Genomic DNA, 1,625 nt, shown 5'->3' with positions numbered 1-1,625 from the left:
TATTCATTAAAAAATTTTAAAAATGAATTGAAAAAAGTGCCTTCATCTGTTAAATTTAAAGCCTTAATCCTGCACTTCTTAGCAAGCTGGTTATACTTTTTACTAAAGATTGGAATACTGCTGTATTCTGCCATATCGCTATAGCATCTACCTAACAGACCATAATATAAAGATCCGTTTTCATTGTTTATCTCTTCGGGTTTAATCAAAAGCAGATAATCCAACCCTTCTTTATACATACCCGCAGAAACACTGATATTGGCCAAATTAATATTGGCCTTCATCAAATAAGATTTATCGTTAATTTTTTCTGATAGCCCTTTAATTTTTAAAGCATAATCAAAAGCAGAATCTCTTTTAAAAAGTACATACTGGTCAAAAAGCTGCTGGTTCAAATCTAATAACTTGTGGCGATCATCTTTAATCAGTTCAAGCTTATCTTTTAAGTCCTGAATGGTCTTTCTCTTGCTTTTATCATAGATGCTCGAGGAGTCTATTACCTGATCTAGCCTTTTTAACAACTGCTCGCTTTGTCCATAAAAACTGCTTGGATATAATAATAGAATCGAGACTAAAACCAAACTCAAGCAAAACCTCAGTTTAAAGCGTAGAAAAGATTTTTCTGTAAAAAATTGCTGAATCATACTTTACATTAGTGATTTTAAATTATAAACATTTTTTATTCAGGCAACAAAAAGTTTACTGGCACATCTAACATTCATACATATATTACTAATCTAATTCTTTAATCATAATATTACGAAACCATACATTGTTTCCATGATCCTGCAAAGCAATTTTTCCTTTATTGAATGTGCCAAAATCCGGCCAATCTGCAAATTTGCTTCCCGATACGTTTTTTTTGAAATTATCATCCCAAAGAACAGTCTCTACCACTGTAACTCCATTAAGAATAAGTGTTAATTTTCCTTTCCTGCTGAGAATTTCGGCAGTATTCCATTCTCCAGCCTGTTTGACAGGCTCTGATCTGCTTTGAACCAAATCATACAAATCTCCTGCTCGATGCTTAAGAATTTTTGCGTCCGGATGGCCCTCATTATCTAAAATCTGCATTTCGAGTCCGGTACTATAAGTATTTTGGTATTCTACAGGATTCTCATTTACATAAAAAATTATGCCGCTGTTCCCGTTCTGGGCTATTTTCCAATCCAATTTTAGATGAAAATCCCTGAATTCAGCATCCGTTACTAAGTCCCCGCCCTGACCATTGTTTGCTTCTTTTGAATCAAAATGCAATATGCCATCTGCCGCCTTCCATGCTTTTCCAGCCGATTTTTTTCCATAGGAATGCCAGCCCTTTGTCGATTTGCCGTCAAAAAGGGGCTTGAAACTTTTCTGTGCCTGTATCGTTTGCAGTCCAAACAAAATAACTAATGAAACTATAATTTTTTTCATTTCAATATTTTTATTAATCAGTTAAAACTATTCTTATATTGTAACAGGCGGGAGAGAAACCAAATCTTTCAAAAAAGTAAAATTAAAATTTTATTCTGCGCAAACAAGATATAGCCAATTATAAAATTTTCAGCCATTATTTATGTTTTTCCAATTACTGAAACAAAAGCCTGCTAATTCGAGATCAATGTGCTTTACAACCATATTCC

Annotated in this window: 1 protein-coding gene and 1 pseudogene; both read right to left on the bottom strand. The window is 33.5% G+C overall.

The genetic code is table 11. The features are described from left to right. Window positions 1-644: pseudogene (locus B3J44_RS02490) on the bottom strand (hypothetical protein); the annotation flags it as partial. An 88-nt stretch (window positions 645-732) separates the two neighbouring features. After that, window positions 733-1,416, bottom strand: a complete 684-nt coding sequence (locus B3J44_RS02485) for a 3-keto-disaccharide hydrolase (protein ID WP_129022535.1) — start codon at window positions 1,414-1,416, stop codon at window positions 733-735. Window positions 1,417-1,625 lie beyond the last annotated feature (209 nt).

The organism is Flavobacterium sp. UBA4854, from assembly GCF_002399805.1.
GTDB classification, from domain to species: Bacteria; Bacteroidota; Bacteroidia; order Flavobacteriales; family Flavobacteriaceae; genus Flavobacterium; species Flavobacterium ginsengisoli.
This window is presented reverse-complemented; position numbering and strand designations above follow the sequence as displayed.

What these genes read in the sequence shown, in the direction of transcription:
- B3J44_RS02485 (WP_129022535.1), bottom strand. Translation starts at nt 1,416, where the DNA reads ATGAAAAAAATTATAGTTTCATTAGTTATTTTGTTTGGACTGCAAACG.